Below are 18,417 nucleotides of genomic sequence, written 5' to 3'. Positions count from 1 at the left end.
CATGTGTGGATTGGCGGGTATGTTGTTGCCGGCGGCACAGACGCCGGCCGAGGTCCTGCAGGCGCAGGCGCTGGCCATGGGCCAGGCGCTGCACCATCGCGGGCCGGATGACGGCGGTACCTGGGTCGATGCCGCAGCGGGCATCGCCCTGGCCCACCGGCGCCTGAGCATCCTTGATCTTTCACCGCTCGGCCACCAGCCGATGGCCTCGGCCGACGGCCGCTATGTGATGGCCTACAACGGCGAGGTCTACAACTTTGCCGCCCTGCGCGCCGAACTGGAGCCGCTGGGCCATACATTCCGTGGCCATTCCGATACCGAGGTGCTGTTGGCCGCGATCCTGCAGTGGGGCGTCGAGGACACCCTGCAGCGTGCCAACGGCATGTTCGCCATCGCCCTGTGGGACCGCCAGGAACAGTGCCTGTGGCTGGCCCGCGACCGGGTCGGCAAGAAGCCGCTGTACTACGGCTGGGCCGGTGATGCGCTGGTGTTCGGCTCCGAGCTGAAAGCGCTGTGGCAGCACCCGGATTTCGACAACGATATCGACCGCGATGCGCTGACCCTGCTGCTGCGGCTGGACTACATCCCCGCGCCGCACAGCATCCACCAGCGCTGCTACAAGCTGATGCCCGGCCGCGTGCTGCGGCTGGATGCGGCGGCGGTGGCGGCAGGGGCCAGCGCACATCGCCCAGAGCAGGCACAGCGCCCGTACTGGGATGCGCGTGCGCGCATGCAGGCCGCACTGGCCGCACCGTTCCAGGGCCGCATCGAGGAGGCCGAAGAGCAGCTGGATGACCTGCTGCGGGATGCGGTGGCGCTGCGCATGGTCGCCGACGTGCCGGTGGGCGTGTTCCTGTCCGGCGGCACCGATTCGTCGCTGGTGGCGGCGCTGATGCAGGCGCAGAGCGGGCAGCCGGTGCACAGCTTCAGCATCGGCTTCAGCGGCTCCCACCACGACGAGGCACCGTTGGCCAGGGAACTTGCCACCCATCTTGGCTGCGATCACACCGAACTGTATGTCAGCGGCGCTGATGCGCTGGCGGTGGTGCCGCAGCTGCCGGCGATGTTCGATGAACCCTTTGCCGATGCCTCGCAGGTGCCGACCGCGCTGGTCGCCCGCCTCGCCCGGCAGGGCGTGACCGTCGCGCTGTCCGGTGATGGTGGCGATGAACTGTTCTTCGGCTATACCCGCTATGTACGCGCGCTGCGCAACTGGCAGATGCTGGGACGGGTGCCCGCGCCGCTGCGGCGCTGGATGGGCGCGCGTGCGCACCAGCAGGGCGAGGCATCGCGCACCGGCGGGCTGGCCGCGTTGCTGGCCGAAACCGGTGCGCGCGGCATCGGCGATGTGTATCGCAACCGCATTTCGCGCTGGCGCGACCCGGCGGCGGCGGTGATCGGTGCACGCGAGGCGGGCAGCTTCTACGATCTGGCCGATCCGCTGCATGGTGCCGGCACGCCGGCCGACGCGATGATGCTGGCCGACTTCGTCAGCTATCTGCCCGACGACCTGCTGTGCAAGGTCGACCGCACCTCGATGGCGGTCAGCCTTGAGGCGCGCGCGCCCTTGCTGGACTGGCGCGTGGCCGAATTCGCCTGGTCGCTGCCGCTGGGCTTCAAGCGCAGTGAATCGACCAGCAAGGTGCTGCTCAAGCGCGTGTTGGGGCGTTATGTGCCGCAGTCGATGGTGCACCGGCCCAAGCGTGGGTTCGGTGCGCCGGTCAGTGATTGGCTGAAGGGCGATCTGAAACCCTGGGCGGACGAACTGCTGCAGCCGGCGCGGTTGGAACGCGAGGGCGTGCTGTCGGCCGCGGCCGTGCAGCCGCTGTGGCAGCAGTTCCTGGGCGGCCAGCGCAAGTGGCATACGCACCTGTGGAACGTGCTGATGTTCCAGGCTTGGCAGGACCATTGGCGGCAGGTGCGCGCAGGCGTCCAGCGCGGCTGATCTTCACCGGTGGGGAAGGGCGCGGCCGCTAGGCTGGCTCTCCCGCACCGTGAGGAGTATGTCCTGATGTCCGTCCCCACCATTGCCGTTTTCGTCGGCAGCCTTCGCAAAGAGTCGTGCAACCGTAAGCTGGCCCACGCGCTGGAGAAGCTGGCCGGCGACAAGGCGCGCTTCCAGTACGTGCAGATCGGCGACCTGCCGCTCTATGACCAGGACTTCGACGCCAGCTACCCGGCGCAGGGCACGCGCCTGAAAGACCAGGTGCGCGCCGCAGACGCCGTGCTGTTCGTTACCCCCGAGTACAACCGTTCCGTGCCGGGCGTGCTGAAGAATGCGATCGACATCGGCTCGCGCCCCTACGGCGACAGTGCCTTCGCGGGCAAGCCAGCGGCGGTGATCGGCGCCTCCATCGGCCAGATCGGCACGGCGGTGGCCCAGCAGCACCTGCGCAACAGCCTGGCCTTCCTGGACATGCACGTGCTTGGCCAGCCCGAGGCGTTCATCCACTTCAAGGATGGCCTGATCGATGCCGACGGCACGATCCACAATGAGGGCACGCAGAAATTCCTGCAGGGCTATGTGGACCGGTTCCTGGCGCTGATCGCGGTACATGCCAAGGGCGATTGAGACCTCCGGGGTCAGAGCCCTCTGCCCCGCAGAGGGATCCGACCCCAGCCACGCCCGGGGTCGGATCCTGGCGCGCAGCGACGGGCTCTGACCCCACTTCCAGCTGAGTGGGCAGGCAGGAACTCCGACCCTGGCTGACTGATCTGCGATAATGCTCCGCTGCGGGCGTCGCAACGACGCCCGTCGCAGGCAATGCGACGCCCCCGCGCCAGTCTGGACAGGCTCAGGCGGATATCCCCCGTTCTTCCACGGCTTATCCACAGATTTGTCCATGGCCGCCGGGGTCGGCGCATGCCTACACTGGTCTGGCCCCTTTTGCAGGAAACACCGCAGCATGTCCGCCCGTTCCGGCTTCCGTTCCAACCGCAGAGAGCGCGGCGATGGCTTCGATCGCGATCGCGATGAATCGCGTATCGACCAGTTGCGCGTGCCGCCGCACTCGGTGGAAGCCGAACAGGCGGTGCTGGGTGGCCTGATGCTGGCACCGGACGCCTACGACCGGGTCAACGACCAGCTGACCGAGGGTGACTTCTACCGCCGCGACCACCAGATGATCTACCGGGCGATCCGCGAGCTGTCCGAGCGCGAGCGTCCGTTCGATGCAGTGACCTTGGGCGAGTGGTTCGAATCGCAGGGCAAGATGGAGCTGGTGGGTGATGGCGCCTATCTGATCGAACTGGCCAGCACCACGCCGTCGGCGGCCAACATCGTGGCCTATGCCGAGATCGTGCGCGACAAGGCGGTGCTGCGGCAGCTGATCCAGGTCGGCACCGATATCGTCAACGACGGTTTCCAGCCCGAGGGCCGCGACAGCAGCGAGCTGCTGTCCGCTGCGGAAAAGAGCGTGTTCGCCATTGCCGAACAGGGCGCGCGCGGCCGTACCGACTTCGTGGCCATGCCCGGCGCGTTGAAGGACGCGTTCGAAGAGCTGCGCAACCGCTTCGAGAATGGCGGCAACATCACCGGCCTGCCGACCGGCTACACCGATTTCGATGCGATGACCGCCGGCCTGCAGCCGACCGACCTGATCATCCTTGCCGCACGTCCTGCGATGGGCAAGACCACCTTCGCCCTGAACATCGCCGAGTACGCGGCGATCAAGTCGAAGAAGGGCGTAGCGGTGTTCTCGATGGAAATGTCTGCATCGCAGCTGGCGATGCGCCTGATCTCCTCCAATGGCCGCATCAACGCGCAGCGCCTGCGTACCGGCCAGCTGGAGGACGAGGACTGGAGCCGGGTGACCGGTGCGATCAAGATGCTGAAGGAAACCAAGATCTTCATCGACGATACGCCGGGCGTGTCGCCGGAGATCCTGCGTTCCAAGTGCCGCCGCCTCAAGCGCGAGCACGACCTGGGCCTGATCGTGATCGACTACCTGCAGCTGATGAGCGTGCCGGGCAACAGCGAGAACCGCGCGACCGAAATCTCCGAGATCTCGCGTTCGCTGAAAGGCCTGGCCAAGGAACTGCACGTGCCGGTCATCGCGCTGTCCCAGCTCAACCGCTCGCTGGAAACGCGTACCGACAAGCGCCCGGTGATGGCCGACCTTCGCGAATCGGGCGCAATCGAGCAGGATGCGGACATGATCGTCTTCATCTACCGCGACGATTACTACAACAAGGAAAATTCGCCGGACAAGGGGCTGGCCGAGATCATCATCGGCAAGCACCGTGGTGGCCCCACCGGCTCGTGCAAGCTGAAGTTCTTCGGCGAGTACACCCGTTTCGACAACCTGGCCCACGATTCGGTCGGTTCGTTCGAATAACCGACGATTCCGGCGCGCCCTGGAGAGCCAAGCCCACGCTCGGCTCTTTTCGTTCGGGCCCGCGACCTCATGTTCTCCGTCCGGATCGCCAAAAATCCGAACGTGGCGTGTAAATGACATGTAACGCAACGCTTCTACGATTCCGCCGCTGCTGCTCTTTTGACGCCGCCCTTCGGCGTCCAGCGCGCCCAAGGAATCCCCATGTCTTGCCATGCTCCGCTTCGCCGCAATCTGCTGGCCCTGCTGGTCTGTGCCTCACTGCCTTCGCTGGCCGCCGCTGAAACCGCTCCTGCCGTCGACGCACAGTCGGCCACCACCCTGGATTCGGTCTCGGTGATCGGCCGCGGCGAGGCACGCCAGGTCCAGCGCGTGACGGCCGAGGACATGAAGGTGCTGCCACCCGGCGCCAACCCGCTGAAGCTCCTGGCCAGCAAGCCGGGTGTGCATTTCGAATCGGCCGATGCCACCGGTGCCTACGAGTGGTCCACCAGCATCAGCCTGCGCGGCTTCAACCAGAACCGCCTGGGCTACACGCTCGATGGCATCCCGCTGGGCAACATGAGTTATGGCAACAGCAACGGCCTGCACATCAGCCGCGCGGTGATCAGCGAGAACCTGGGCGGTGCCGAGGTCTCCACCGGCATCGGCGCGCTCGGTACGCCGTCGACCAGCAACCTGGGTGGCGTGTTCCAGTTCTATTCGATCGATCCCTCCACCGAATACGGTGTCGTGCTGGCGCAGAGCCTGGGCAGTGACAGCGCACGCCGCAGCTATGCCCGCCTGGAAACCGGCGAACACCAGGGCTTCGCCGCCTACCTGTCCGGTGCGTACTCGGAGAGCGACAAGTGGAAGGGCAAGGGCTCGCACGAACTCAAGCAGTTCAACGGCAAGGCGACCTACAACTTCGGCGTCGACAGCCGCATCACCGCGCTGTTCAACGCCTCGCGCCGGGTTGAAGCCGATTACCAGGACCTGTCGCTGGAGATGATCGATCGGCTGGGCTGGAACTGGGACAACTATGCACCGGACTGGAACCGTGCCCTGGCCGCTGCGCGTGGCCAGTACAGCGGCGGCGTCAACAGCCCGTGGGATGCGTACTACTCGGGCCATGGGCTGCGCAACGATGATGTCTCCAGCATCGCCGGTGACTTCGGCCTCAACGAGACGATGCGCCTGAAGGTCAACGTCTACAACCACAGCAATCGCGGCCAGGGCCACTGGTTCAGCCCGTCCAATCCGTCCAACCCGGGCACCAGCCGCGAGATTCCGATCTCGATCCGCACCACCGAATATGCGATCGACCGCACCGGCGTGACCTCGGCGTTCACCTGGAATGTGGCCGGCCATGAGCTGGAAGCGGGCCTCTGGTACGAAGACAACGGCCACAGCGTGCAGCGCAACTTCTACTACATCGATGGGCCGATCACCGACGACTTCTTCCTGCGCAATCCGGACCAGCGCGTGTGGCACCAGCGCTACACCACCATCACCCGCCAGTTCTACGTGCAGGACCGCTTCCGCCTGTTCGATGACCGCCTCACCATCGACGTCGGCGCCAAGTCGCCCAACACCCGCACCAGTGTGCGCACGCCACTGGGCAGCTATGCCAGCAACAGCAGCCTGACCGCGAAGAAGGGGCTGCTGCCGCAGGCCGGTTTCAACTTCAAGCTGGACGAGCGCAATGAAATCTTCGGTTCGTATGCGAAGAACATCGCGGCCTATGCGCTGGGCGTGGGCAGTCCATTCAATGTCCCGCAGGTGGCGTTCGATGCCAGCGCCAAGGACCTGAAGCCGGAACAGTCGCGCACCATCGAACTGGGCTGGCGTGGCTACGGCCAAGGCTATGAAGCCTCGGTCGCGGTCTACGACGTCAAGTTCGACAATCGCCTGCTGGCCATCGCCCAGTGCGTGGGCATCCTGGGGTGCCCGGCGCTGTATTCCAACGTGGGTTCAGTCACCAGCCGCGGTGCCGAGGCGACCCTGCAGCTGAAGCCGATGCAGGACCTGGTCTGGTCCAATGCGCTGTCGTGGAATGACAGCAGCTACGACAACGACTACGTCAACAACGGCGTGGTGCCGACCCGCGGCAAGAAGACGGTCGACACGCCGGAATGGATGTTCGCCAGCACCCTGGCGTGGACGCCGGGTCCGTGGGACCTTCGCCTGGCCGCCAACCACGTCGGCAAGCGCTACGTGACCTACACCAATGACGTCTCCGTGCCGAGCTACTGGCTGATCAATGCGTCGGTGGCCTATGACATGGGCAAGCTCGGCCCGGCGCAGAACCTGACCCTGGCGCTGAACCTGACCAACCTGGCCGACAAGCAGTATCTGGCAACCATCAACACCAACGGTACCTACGCCGCTGATCCCACCCGCAGCCTGGCGACCATGCAGGTCGGTGCGCCGCGGCAGGTGATGGCCACCGCAACCGTGCGCTTCTGATGAAGCACATCGCCGATCCGGAAACCCGCCGTCGTCTGCTGCGCCTGGCCTGGCAGGGGGCCGGAGCGGCGATCGCACTGGCGGCGATGCCTGGCGTAGCCGCCACCGGTCCGCGGCCGCGACTGGGGCGCGATCCGTTCACCCTCGGCATCGCCGCGGGTGATCCGGATCCGCAGGGCGCGGTGCTGTGGACGCGGCTTGCACCGGACCCCCTCAACGGCGGTGGAATGCCGTCGCGGGCGATCCCGGTGCGCTGGTTCATTGCCGAAGACCCGGCGATGCGTCGGCTGGTGCAGCGTGGCGTGGCGGCGGCCGTGCCGGAGCTGGCCCATTCGGTGCACGTGGAAGTGACCGGCCTGCGTCCGGGGCGTGATTACTACTATCGATTCGCCTGCGACGGTGGCGAGGAGAGTCCGATCGGGCATTTCCGCACCGCGCCGCTGCCCGATGCGAAGCTGCAGCAGCTGCGGCTGGCGCTGTGCACCTGCCAGGCCTGGAACAGCGGCTACTATCCGGTACTGGCGGATATCGCCCGCAGCGATGTCGATCTGGTGCTGCATGCCGGTGACTACCTGTACGAATACAGCCCGTTGCAGAACGCGCGTGGCGGCACCCTGGATGCACAGCGCTTCAGCGGTGAAACGCTCAGCCTGGAGCGTTATCGCGACCAGTACGCGCTGTACAAGCTCGACCCGGACCTGCAGGCCGCACACGCCGCACACGCCTTCGCGGTGATCTGGGACGACCATGAAGTGCAGAACGACTATTCCGGCATCCATCCGGAAAAGAGCGACGTACCGACCGAGGACTTCATCGTTCGCCGCGCCGCTGCGTATCGCGCGTTCTACGAACACCTGCCGATGCGCAGCACGCCGGCCGGCAACGGTGGCCTGCGCGTGCACCGTCGCCTGCGCTACGGCGACCTGGCCCAGCTGACGCTGCTGGATTGCCGTCAGTTCCGTCCGGCCAGTCCCTGTGGCGTCGGCGAGTCGCCGCGCTGCGAGGCGGCGCTGGACCCGCGCATGAGCATGCTCGGGGTGGGGCAGGAGGCCTGGTTCGCGCAGTCGATGGCGGCTGCGGCGGGAACGCGCTGGAACGTGGTGGTGCAGCAGCTGCTGATGGCGCAGTTGCGGTTGGAGCACGGCACGCCGCGCGAACGTTTCTGGAACGACGCCTGGGATGGCTACCCGGCCGCCCGCAAGCGCCTGCTGCAGGCGATGCAGGCTGGTGGGCAGGGCAACGCCATCGTACTGGGGGGCGACTGGCACTCCACGTTCGTCAATGACCTGAAGCTGGATTTCGATGCCGCTGACGCGCCGGTGATCGCCACCGAGTTCATCGCCCCGGCAATCAGCAGCGGTGGCGATGACACGCCGTATGGCCCGTACTACGGCCCGTCGATTCCGCAGAATCCGCACATCCGTTATTTCGATGGCGACCGGCGTGGCTGGTGGAAGCTGCAGTTGAACCGGCAGACCGTGCACGCGGAACTGCGCTTCGCCGACAGCGTGCTGCGGCGCGATGCGGACGTTCGCACGGCCGCCCGCTTCCAGGTGAGCCACGGCCGCCCGGGGGCCGTGCCGGTACTGTAGAGCCGAGCCCACGCTCGGCTGCTCTTCGCGGCGATTGCAGAAAACCCGCGCTGCGCGCGACAGCCGAGCATGGGCTCGGCGCTACAACGGCGCTGGATCGGTTTCATCGCCCCCAGCCGGGTTTCGTCGCAAACCGTTTGCCCGGGCCGGGGCAGGGCGCCAAGGTGACGACAGGCGGCGGGGTGCCGCCGAGGGAGCCTGTGATGAAGACCTTGTTCGCGCTCGGTGTGTGGTGCCTGCTGTTCGTGCTGTGCTGGCCGTTGGCGATCCTCGCCTTGATCGCCTGGCCGTTCGTATGGCTGCTGAGCCTGCCGTTCCGCCTGGTCGGCATCACCTTCTCGGCACTGTTCGCGTTCCTGCGCGCGCTGTTCATGCTGCCCGCACGCCTGCTGGGCGGTGGCCGCAGCGGGGTGACAGCATGAGGTCGCTTGCCATCGCGACGCTGGCGCTGCTGATGGCGGCGCCGGCCTTGGCCAAGGAACCGCCATCGGCCTACCTTGAGCGTCAGCACCCTGCCGTCAAAGCGGAAGCCAAGGCGACCGACAAGGATGCCGGGAAGGAAAGCTGCCGGGTGGTGAAGGAGTGGAAGGTGGGTGAGGTGATCGCCCAGCACCGTATCTGTGACGATCCGCCGAAGCCGGACGCTACGGACCGGGAAACTGCACCGCCGCAGCATTGATGCGCGACCCGCGATGGGTGCAGGCAGTCCCGGCACACGACAGGACCCGGACGACGCATGATTCAGCCCGAGGGCGGTCGGCCGATGGCCAACGACCGGACCAGCTCTTCGCCGGTAGCGGCGATTTCGAAATCCACGCCGTTGAAGGTTACGGAATTGCCGTTTGCCAGCGCATACCTCGGCACGTCTTCGACCAGGCCTGTGCCGGGAAGAATCGTTGCGTCGAACTGCGGCCAGAACTTGAACACCAACACTCTTCTGCCATCTTCGCCGCGAGTCTCGATTCGTTCGTTTTCCATGGAGATCTCCACTGTCTGAGCAGCCCCACGAGCAGGTGCGGGAGCACCACCTGTCGCGCATCCGTGGCTTGGCGATGCAACGCGACCTCAGGGGTGAGCCTACCGCACTGGAGGTCGAGGCCCGTGTGAGGGCGAGGGTGACACCGCTTGCCTGCCACGCGCCGAGTGCCAATGGGCTCCGCCCTCGCTCCGCAGTCATCGTGCAACAAAAAACCCCGCCGAGGCGGGGTTTTCAGCATCTGGGGATGCCGGCCAGCGGCCGGCACCATCAGATGGATCAGTTCGTCTTGTGGATCGCGCGCTTGCTCACGGCCATTGCCGCGTCGTGCACCACTTCCGACAGCGACGGGTGAGCGTGGCAGATGCGCGCCAGGTCGTCGGCCGAACCGCTGAACTCCATGGTCAGCACGCCTTCGTGCACCAGCTCGGACACATTAGCGCCGACCAGGTGCATGCCCAGGATGCGATCGGTTTCGGCGTGGGCCAGAACCTTCACGAAGCCTGCCGGCTCGATCATCGCCACGGCACGGCCGTTGGCGGCGAACGGGAAGCTGCCGGCCTTGTACGGAATGCCCTCGGCCTTCAGCTGCTGCTCGGTCTTGCCGACCCAGGCCAGCTCCGGCTCGGTGTAGATGACCCACGGAATGGTGTCGAAGTTGACGTGGCCCGGCAGGCCGGCGATCAGCTCGGCAACCGCGATGCCTTCCTCGAAGCCCTTGTGTGCCAGCATCGGGCCGCGCACGCAGTCACCCACCGCCCAGACGCCGTTGACGCCGGTGTGGCAGTGCGCGTCGACTTCGATCTGGCCACGCTCGTTGATCTTGACGCCGGTACCTTCGGCCAGCAGGCCCTTGGTGGCGGCGCGACGGCCGACGGCCACCAGCAGCTTGTCCACCACCAGCGACTTCTCGCCTTCGGCGTCGGTGTAGGTCAGGGCGACTTCCTTCTTCTTGCCCTTGCCGGTCACTTCGGCCTTGGAGACCTTGGCACCCAGGCGGATGTCCAGGCCCTGCTTCTTGAATTCCTTGGCGGCGGTCTTGGCCACTTCGGTATCGGCCGCCGCCAGGAAGTCCGGCAGCGCTTCCAGGATGGTCACTTCCGAACCCAGGCGCTTCCACACGCTGCCCAGTTCCAGGCCGATCACGCCGGCGCCGATCACGGCCAGGCGTGCCGGCACTTCGGTGAAGTCCAGGCCGCCGACGTTGTCGACGATGGTCTCGCCGTCGAACTTGGCGAACGGCAGTTCGATCGAATCCGAACCGGCGGCGATGATGACGTTGGTGCCCTTCAGCTCGACGACCGAACCGTCATGCTGGGTGACCTTGACCACGTTGCCCGGCTGCAGTTCGCCGAAGCCGTAATAGGCGGCGACCTTGTTGGCCTTGAACAGCATGGCGATGCCGCCGGTGAACTGCTTGACGATCTTGTCCTTGCGGCCAACCATCGCTTCGACGTCCATCTTGGCATCCTTGAAGCTGATGCCGTGGTCGCCAAAGATGTGGCCCATGTTCCAGAACTGGCGCGAGGAATCCAGCAGCGCCTTGGACGGGATGCAGCCCACGCGCAGGCAGGTGCCACCCAGGGCCGGCTTGCCGTCCTTGCCCAGCGCTGCGTCGATGCAGGCGGTCTTCAGGCCAAGCTGTGCCGCGCGGATGGCAGCGTGGTAACCGGCCGGGCCGGCACCGATGACGACGACGTCGAATTGTTCAGCCATTGAAATAGTCCTTGTTGCATTACCAGAACCCCTCCGCGCAGGCGCGGAGGGGCGGGAGGTCTCTTACAGGCCGAACAGCATGCGGCCCGGGTTTTCCAGCTGGTTCTTGATGTCCACCAGGAACTGCACCGAGTCCTTGCCGTCGATGATGCGGTGATCGTAGGACAGCGCCAGGTACATCATCGGCGCGATCACGACCTGGCCGTTCTGGGCGATCGGGCGCTCCTTGATGGCGTGCATGCCGAGGATGGCGCTCTGCGGCGGGTTGATGATCGGGGTCGACAGCAGCGAACCGAAGGTGCCGCCGTTGGTCACGGTGAAGGTGCCGCCCTGCAGTTCTTCCAGGCTCAGCTTGCCGTCACGGGCCTTCTTGGCGTAGTCGGCGATGGTCTTTTCGATGTCGGCGAACGACATGCGCTCGACGTTGCGCAGCACCGGCGTGACCAGGCCCTTCTCGGTCGACACGGCGATCGAGATGTCCGAGTAGCCGTGGTAGATGATGTCGTCGCCGTCGATCGAGGCATTGACCAGCGGGAAGCGCTGCAGTGCGTTGGCGGCGGCCTTCACGAAGAAGCTCATGAAGCCGAGCTTGATGCCGTGTGCCTTGACGAACTCGTCCTGCAGTTCCTTGCGCGCCGCCGACACCTTGGACAGGTCGACTTCGTTGAAGGTGGTCAGCATGGCGGTGGAGTTCTTCGACTCCATCAGGCGCTCGGCGATGCGCTTGCGGATGCGGGTCATCGGCACGCGTTCTTCCGGACGTGCGCCACCGGCCTTGCCGGCGCCGCCGTTGCGGGCGAAGTTGACGATGTCTTCCTTGGTGACGGCGCCACGACGGCCGGTGCCATCGACGTCGGCCGGATTCACGCCTTCGGTGATGGCGCTGAAACGGGCGCCCGGCGGCAGTGCGTCGGCAGCCGACTTGGCAGCCGGGGCCGGCGCAGCGGCGGCCGGGGCGGCTTCAGCCTTCTTCTCTTCGGCAGCCGGTGCCGGGGCAGCGGCCACGGCGCCTTCTTCGATGATCGCCACGACCTGGCTGGAAGTGACGGTGTCGCCTTCCTTGAACTTGATTTCCTTGATCACGCCATCGACCGGCGACGGCACTTCCAGGACGACCTTGTCGGTTTCCAGGTCAAGCAGGTTTTCGTCGCGCTTGACGGCGTCGCCCACCTTCTTGTGCCAGGTGGCGATGGTGCCGTCGGCGACGGATTCGGGCAGTACCGGGGCTTTGACTTCGGTGGCCATGCGGGAGCTTCCTGGTTTGTCTTCTAAATAGGGGGAGAGTTATTCAGCGAACGAGTCGTTGAACGGGTTGACCAGTGCATCGGCGACCAGCTGCTGCTGTTCGCGGACGTGGTCAGCCATGTGACCGGCAGCCGGCGAAGCCGAACGTGCGCGACCGGCGTAGTGCAGGCTCTGGCCATCGGCCAGGCAGAACTGCAGGTGGTGGCGGATCTGGTACCACGCGCCCTGGTTCTGCGGTTCTTCCTGCGTCCACACCACGTCGGCGGCCTTGCCGTACTTCTTCAGTTCGGCAGCCAGCAGCGCACGCGGGAACGGGTACAGCTGCTCCACGCGGATGATCGCCACGTCGTCCTGGCCACGCTTGGTCTGGTCTTCCAGCAGGTCGTAGTAGACCTTGCCCGAGCACAGCACCACGCGCTTGACCTTCTTGGCATCTGCATTGGCATCGCCGATCAGGTGCTGGAACTCGCCATTGGCCAGCTCGTCCAGGGTCGACACGGCCAGCTTGTGGCGCAGCAGCGACTTGGGCGACATCACCACCAGCGGCTTGCGGGTGGTCAGGTGCTGCTGGCGACGCAGCATGTGGAAGGCCTGCGCCGGGGTCGACGGCACCACCACCAGCATGTTCTCCAGCGCGCACAGCTGCAGGAAGCGCTCCAGGCGCGCCGAGCTGTGTTCCGGACCCTGACCTTCATAACCGTGCGGCAGCAGCAGGGTCAGGCCGGAAATACGGCCCCACTTTGCTTCACCGGCGGCGATGAACTGATCGATCACCACCTGGGCGCCGTTGGCGAAGTCGCCGAACTGGCCTTCCCAGATGCACAGGGTGTTCGGATCGGTGGTCGAGAAACCGTACTCGTAGGCCATCACGGCTTCTTCGCTGAGCAGCGAATCGATGATGGTGGCCTTCTCCGGCGAATCCACCAGCTGCCGCAGCGGCAGGTAGTAGTTGTCGGTCTTCTGGTCGTGCAGGATCGCGTGGCGGTGGGTGAACGTACCGCGGCCGACGTCCTGGCCGACCAGGCGCAGGGCACTGCCTTCGTCCAGCAGGGTGGCGTAAGCCAGGTTCTCGGCAAAGCCCCAGTCGCCCGGGATCTCGCCGGCAGCCATCTTGCGGCGGTCGTCGTACACCTTGGACACGCGCGAGTGCAGCTGCACTTCTTCGGGCACGGTGTTGATCAGCTTGGCCAGCGCGACCAGCTTGTCCTTGTCGACCTTCGTCGACACCGGGTCGGACAGCTTGCCTTCCAGCAGCTTGGGCCAATCAACGAACAGCGGGCTGGTCGGCGGGGTCTTCTCGACCTTGGCCAGCTCGGTGGTCACTTCACCGGCATCGAGCTTCTCGCGGTACGCATCGACCATCGCCTTGCCGGCGCCGGCGGCGATCACGCCCGCCTTTTCCAGCTGCTCGGCGTACATCTCGCGAGTGGTGGCGTGCTTGCGGATCACCTGGTACATCAGCGGCTGGGTGATCGCCGGCTCGTCGGCCTCGTTGTGGCCCCAACGGCGGTAGCACATCAGGTCGATGACCACGTCCTTGGCGAACTTCTGGCGGAACTCGAAGGCCAGCTGCGCGGCGAACACCACTGCTTCCGGATCATCGCCGTTCACGTGCAGCACCGGGGCAGCGATCATCTTCGCCACGTCGGTGGCATAGCGCGTGGAGCGCGTATCCAGCGGATTGGAGGTGGTGAAGCCAACCTGGTTGTTGACCACGATGTGCACGGTGCCGCCAACGGCGAAGCCGCGGGCCTGCGACATCTGGAACAGCTCCATGACCACGCCCTGGCCGGAGAAGGCCGCGTCGCCGTGGATCAGGATCGGCATCACCTGCTTGCGCGCGGTGTCCTTGCGGCGTTCCTGGCGCGAACGCACGGAGCCGGCAACCACCGGGTCAGCGATTTCCAGGTGCGACGGGTTGAACGCCAGCGCCAGGTGGACCGGGCCACCTTCGGTGGCCACGTCGGCGGAGAAGCCCATGTGGTACTTCACGTCGCCGGCCGAGGCGTGCTCGTCGTGCTCGAACTTGCCTTCGAATTCGTCGAACAGCTTGCGCGGGTTCTTGCCGAGGGTGTTGACCAGCACGTTCAGGCGGCCACGGTGGGCCATGCCCACCACCACGTCCTTGACGCCATCCTTGCCGGCGCTGCGGATGATGGTGTCCATCATCGGGATCAGCGAGTCGCCGCCTTCCAGCGAGAAGCGCTTCTGGCCGACGTACTTGGTGTGCAGGTAGCGTTCGAGGCCCTCGGCGGCGGTCAGGCGCTCCAGCGTGCGGCGCTGGGTGTCAGCGTCCAGCTGGTAGTTGCCACCGGCCAGTTCCAGCTTCTTGTAGATCCACTGGCGCTGCTCGACCTCGGAGATGTGCATGAACTCCGCACCGATCGAACCGGTGTAGGTCGCCTTCAGGCGCGCCAGCAGGTCACGCAGCTTCATGCGCGGCTGGCCACCCACGCCGCCGGTGCTGAACTCGCTGTTGAGGTCACCATCGGACAGGTTGTGGAAGGGCAGGCCGAGGTCCGGGGTGTTGACCGGAGCTGCCAGGCCCAGCGGGTCCAGGCGGGCGTCCAGATGACCACGCGAACGGTAGGCGGTGATCAGGCGACCGACATTGCGCTCGCGCTCATCGCCTGCACCGGTGCCGGTGCCTGCTTTCAGCGCATCCTTGGCCGCGTCCGCGATGTGGGAAATGACGGCCGAGTGCGGAATGTCGCCCGCTTCGCGGCCCTTGAAGCCGTCGAAGTAGGTTTTCCATTTGGGATCGACACTATCCGGGGAGACCAGGTACTGCTCGTACAGGTCCTCGACATAGGAGGCGTTGCCGCCGGCGAGTTGCGAAGATTGCGCAAACTGCTTCAGTTGATTGTCCACGATGGAGGGTGCTGATTCGCTTTGTGGGGTATGGCTTCAGAAGGACCCGGCACGAAGATGAATAGCCATGCACGGGCGCGTTCAAACGGCCAAATTGTACCCCCATCCGGACACGAAGGGGCAGCGACGAGGGCATCGGGCGTCCCCTGGTGTCGGTCCCAGACAGGTTGAGCGCACCGGCCGCGGTCAGATGCCGAGTGCGCGCAATTCGCTGCATTCGCGCGAACGGTCCCAGACACGCTGCAATTGCTGCTCGAACGGCTGCGAACGTGCCGGCAGCGCGATTGCCGATTCGCCGTCGAGGCGATGACCGATGAGACGAAAGTAGAAGTCGCCTGCATCGTTGAGCAGGCAGGCCGATGCCAGGGCGCGATCGATCGGATCGACCACCTCGCGGAACTGGATCACGCTGGGAAGGCGCTGGAACAATGCCAGCAACGGCGCGCCGGCGCTGGCGATGGCGGCCGCGTCATGCACGATCACCCGCAACTGCTTGTCGTGGCGGGCGGTGACGAAGCGGCGCAGGGCCGCCTGCACCGGTGGTGCATCCAGCAGGCCGGGGTGCAGCTGTCGGCTGTGCAGCCACAGCCGACGGCGGGCGCGGTGGATGATCGCCGTGGTGATCGCCACCGCTTCGGCGCGACTGTCGATGGCCGATGTGGTCTGCAGCCGGCGCCGCATCTGCTGGTGGCCGATGCCGGCTTCTTCGAATTCCGGGCCTTCCGGCAGGAAGCCCTGGCGGGCGTAGAAGTCGCGGGCCGGCAGCTGCGCGTGCAGGTGCAGCTCGGCCAGGCCGAGCTGGCGCCCGGCATGAACCAGCGCCTCAAGCAGGGCCTCGCCAACGCCGTGGCCGCGATACGCAGCCAGCACCGCCATGCGGCCGATGCGACCGTCCGGCGCCAGCCGCCCGGTGCCGACCGGCTGCCCGTCGGCATCCAGTGCAAGCACGTGGGCGCAAACCGGGTCGAGGGCATCGCGCTCGAGGGCGGCGTCGATGCCCTGTTCCTGCACGAACACCCGTTGGCGCACGTCGTGGATGGCGACGTGGGCCTCGGCATGGCGTACCTGCTGGACCCGGAGGGGGCTCATGGTTCAGCCGCGGCTGGGGGTGCTGTCGTCTTCGTCGTGGTCGTCGAAGTTGACGATCACTTCGATGCCGTCGTCGTGCACGGTCACCAGATGAACGTCATCGGACATGGCGTCAGCGTCGATGACCTCGACCTGCTCGCGGCCCTCGATCACTTCACCCAGCACCTCTTCCTCCTCGTCGGCATACACCTCGTTCGGATCGATCAGCTGGAACACACCGCCGACCAGCAGTTGCTGGACCACCGCACGGCCCTTGTCGGACAGGCCGCGGTAGGCGGCGGCGTCGAGCTGCTCTGCGCCGGCCAGGCGCTGCGCGTCCTTGATCGGCAGCGCGAAATCCTGGCCGCTGACATACAGGCTGGCGCCACGCTTGGCCCGGCGCCAGGCTAGGCGCGCCCACGGGTGGCGCTGCAGCAGCAGGCCCGATTGCAGGGTTTCGATCACTTCTTCCTGCGGTGGCGCGGCCTGGTGGGCCATCACCTCGCCGGCGGCGCGGTAGGTGGTGATGAAGCGGCCGAACCAGTCACCCAGCTTGTCCGGGTCATTCATGCGGATGGCGTTGAGCGCGGTGATCACCCGCGCCATCGCCACGGTGTCGATCTCGTTCGGGTCGGCCGGTGCCTTCAGATCGGCATCCTCATAGCGGATGTTCTCGTCGGCATCGGCGATCAACGTGTCCAGATAGTCACTGATCAGCTCGGCCGAGGACGGCGCGCGCATGCCGAACGAGAACGTCAGGCAGGGGTCTTCGGCGACGCCGTGATGCGGCACGTTCGGCGGCAGGTACAGCATGTCGCCCGGCGCCAGCACCCAGTCGTGGGTGGGCTTGAACACCTGCAGCAGCTTCAGCTCCACGTCGGGACGGAAGCCCAGCGGCGGGCGCTTGCCCTTGATCGATTCGCTGGCATCGATCTGCCAGCGGCGGTGGCCGTGGGCCTGCAGCAGGAACACGTCGTACTGGTCGACATGGGCGCCGACCGAGCCACCGGTGGCGGCGAAGCTGATCATCACATCGTCCATGCGCCAGCGCGGCAGGAAGCTGAAGTGTTCGATCAGGGCGCGCACGTCCTTGTCCCACTTGTCCACGTCCTGCACCAGCAGGGTCCAGTCGTGGTCGGGCAGGGCGGGGAAGATGTCTTCCTGGAACGGGCCGCTGCGCACGCGCCAGCTGTCCTGGGCCTTGTCGTGCTCGATCAGGCGGGCCAGCACGCCCTCTTCGCAGGCCAGGCCGGCCAGGTCTTCCGGCTGTACCGGGGTCTCGAAGTCGGCGAACGCGTTGCGGATCAACAGCGGGCGTTTCTGCCAGAAGTCACGCAGGAACACGGCTGGGGACATGCCCAGCGGCTGGCCACGACGGGCGTGGACTTCGATCAGGGGGGAGGTGGACTTGCGGGCGGCCATGGGGGAGTTCCTTGCAGCGGAAAGCGGGAGGGGCGGCGTGGCGGGCCGCCAAGGCCTCCATTGTCCGACGTTCGTTGGGATTGCGCACGTGTGGTGGTTTGTCGCGGGGTTCCGGCCAACGGCTGAGCCCCTCGTGGCGACATCTTGGTAGGGTCGACTGTTAGTCGACCGGCTTCATGGGCTTGGCCGGGCGGGTGGGCTGCGCGGGGGACGCTGCAAGTACGTCCTTGTAAGCTTGGCCGCGGCATCCATGCCGCGGACACCCCCGCGCAGCCCACCCGCCCGGCGCCTGACAGATTCCTGCGTGGCCCGCCACGGAATGGAAAGAAGAAAATCAAAGGCAAGAGCGGGTCGCGCGCTGCGCTGGCTCGCGCATCTGTAGAGCCGAGCCCACGCTCGGCTTGCTGTTGGAACAAGCAGCCGAGCATGGGCTCGGCTCTACAAAGACCCCAAAAACCAAAACCAAAGAGGGACGCGGCGAAGCCGCGTCCCTCTTTCAAATTCCGTCCCGACAACCCAATGCTCTTCGATCCGTCACCGGACAACTGTCAGAGGTGGGGCGGGATGGGCCAGCGGGACCGTTGGCGCCATGGATGGCGCCATCGAGCCCCCATGGACGGGTTGCGGTGGTCTAATGAACTTGGACACTCGATAGGATCAATTTCGAGCATCGAGGTAGACCCATGGCAAAACAGATCACTCAGGGCATGAGGGACGAGGCGGTTCGCCTTGTCGTTGTAGAGGG

At 66.0% G+C, this 18,417-nt stretch carries 13 protein-coding genes; 7 read left to right on the top strand and 6 right to left on the bottom strand.

What is annotated here, in order from left to right; translation table 11 throughout:
- Position 1 precedes the first annotated feature (1 nt).
- The 7 genes from asnB to MRBLST15_RS07625 all read left to right on the top strand — a co-directional run bounded on the left by asnB (position 2) and on the right by MRBLST15_RS07625 (position 9,053).
- Entirely contained in the window at positions 2 to 1,945 is a 1,944-nt protein-coding gene (asnB, locus tag MRBLST15_RS07655; RefSeq protein ID WP_367785619.1) for an asparagine synthase (glutamine-hydrolyzing), read from the top strand.
- A gap of 66 nt (positions 1,946 to 2,011) precedes the next feature.
- A complete protein-coding gene (locus MRBLST15_RS07650) occupies positions 2,012 to 2,572 on the top strand; it encodes an NADPH-dependent FMN reductase (protein ID WP_099821135.1) in 561 nt (186 codons plus the stop codon).
- A gap of 334 nt (positions 2,573 to 2,906) precedes the next feature.
- The gene (locus MRBLST15_RS07645) at positions 2,907 to 4,337 is read left to right on the top strand and encodes a replicative DNA helicase (protein WP_099821134.1); all 1,431 of its coding nucleotides are present in this window, start codon (positions 2,907 to 2,909) and stop codon (positions 4,335 to 4,337) included.
- A 201-nt stretch (positions 4,338 to 4,538) separates the two neighbouring features.
- Positions 4,539 to 6,782 (top strand): TonB-dependent receptor, encoded by a 2,244-nt coding sequence (locus MRBLST15_RS07640; RefSeq protein ID WP_265952254.1) that lies wholly within the window; start codon positions 4,539 to 4,541, stop codon positions 6,780 to 6,782.
- Complete coding sequence (locus tag MRBLST15_RS07635) at positions 6,782 to 8,374, top strand: alkaline phosphatase D family protein (protein WP_367785618.1); 1,593 nt, start codon at positions 6,782 to 6,784, stop codon at positions 8,372 to 8,374. The genes MRBLST15_RS07640 and MRBLST15_RS07635 overlap by 1 nt, the downstream gene beginning before the upstream one ends.
- A gap of 203 nt (positions 8,375 to 8,577) precedes the next feature.
- Positions 8,578 to 8,796 carry a hypothetical protein gene (locus tag MRBLST15_RS07630; RefSeq protein ID WP_251475500.1) on the top strand — a complete coding sequence of 73 codons (219 nt, stop codon included), beginning with the start codon at positions 8,578 to 8,580 and terminating at the stop codon, positions 8,794 to 8,796.
- Positions 8,793 to 9,053, top strand: a complete 261-nt coding sequence (locus MRBLST15_RS07625) for a hypothetical protein (protein WP_367785617.1) — start codon at positions 8,793 to 8,795, stop codon at positions 9,051 to 9,053. Before MRBLST15_RS07630 ends, MRBLST15_RS07625 begins: the two co-directional genes overlap by 4 nt.
- Before the next feature lie 62 nt (positions 9,054 to 9,115).
- On the opposite strand, the gene MRBLST15_RS07620 is transcribed toward MRBLST15_RS07625, so the two are convergent.
- The 6 genes from MRBLST15_RS07620 to MRBLST15_RS07595 all read right to left on the bottom strand — a co-directional run bounded on the left by MRBLST15_RS07620 (position 9,116) and on the right by MRBLST15_RS07595 (position 17,672).
- The gene (locus MRBLST15_RS07620; protein ID WP_265952250.1) at positions 9,116 to 9,352 is read right to left on the bottom strand and encodes a hypothetical protein; all 237 of its coding nucleotides are present in this window, start codon (positions 9,350 to 9,352) and stop codon (positions 9,116 to 9,118) included.
- Positions 9,353 to 9,629: 277 nt separating this feature from the next.
- Positions 9,630 to 11,066: a dihydrolipoyl dehydrogenase gene (gene lpdA / locus MRBLST15_RS07615; RefSeq protein ID WP_367785616.1), complete on the bottom strand. Its 1,437-nt coding sequence runs from the start codon at positions 11,064 to 11,066 to the stop codon at positions 9,630 to 9,632.
- Between the two features lie 63 nt (positions 11,067 to 11,129).
- Positions 11,130 to 12,311 carry a dihydrolipoyllysine-residue succinyltransferase gene (sucB, locus tag MRBLST15_RS07610; protein WP_367785615.1) on the bottom strand — a complete coding sequence of 394 codons (1,182 nt, stop codon included), beginning with the start codon at positions 12,309 to 12,311 and terminating at the stop codon, positions 11,130 to 11,132.
- Between the two features lie 39 nt (positions 12,312 to 12,350).
- Positions 12,351 to 15,182, bottom strand: coding sequence for a 2-oxoglutarate dehydrogenase E1 component (locus MRBLST15_RS07605; RefSeq protein WP_265952248.1), 2,832 nt, complete (start codon positions 15,180 to 15,182; stop codon positions 12,351 to 12,353).
- Between the two features lie 186 nt (positions 15,183 to 15,368).
- The gene (locus tag MRBLST15_RS07600; RefSeq protein WP_367785614.1) at positions 15,369 to 16,271 is read right to left on the bottom strand and encodes a GNAT family N-acetyltransferase; all 903 of its coding nucleotides are present in this window, start codon (positions 16,269 to 16,271) and stop codon (positions 15,369 to 15,371) included.
- A 3-nt stretch (positions 16,272 to 16,274) separates the two neighbouring features.
- The gene (locus MRBLST15_RS07595; RefSeq protein WP_367785613.1) at positions 16,275 to 17,672 is read right to left on the bottom strand and encodes a JmjC domain-containing protein; all 1,398 of its coding nucleotides are present in this window, start codon (positions 17,670 to 17,672) and stop codon (positions 16,275 to 16,277) included.
- Between the last annotated feature and the right edge of the window lie 745 nt (positions 17,673 to 18,417).

It is taken from the genome of Stenotrophomonas sp. LST15-1-1.1 (assembly GCF_040815575.1).
Taxonomy (GTDB): domain Bacteria; phylum Pseudomonadota; class Gammaproteobacteria; order Xanthomonadales; family Xanthomonadaceae; genus Stenotrophomonas; species Stenotrophomonas lactitubi_B.
The sequence above is the reverse complement of the archived record's forward strand: the minus strand, read 5'-3'. Positions and strand labels throughout refer to the sequence as shown.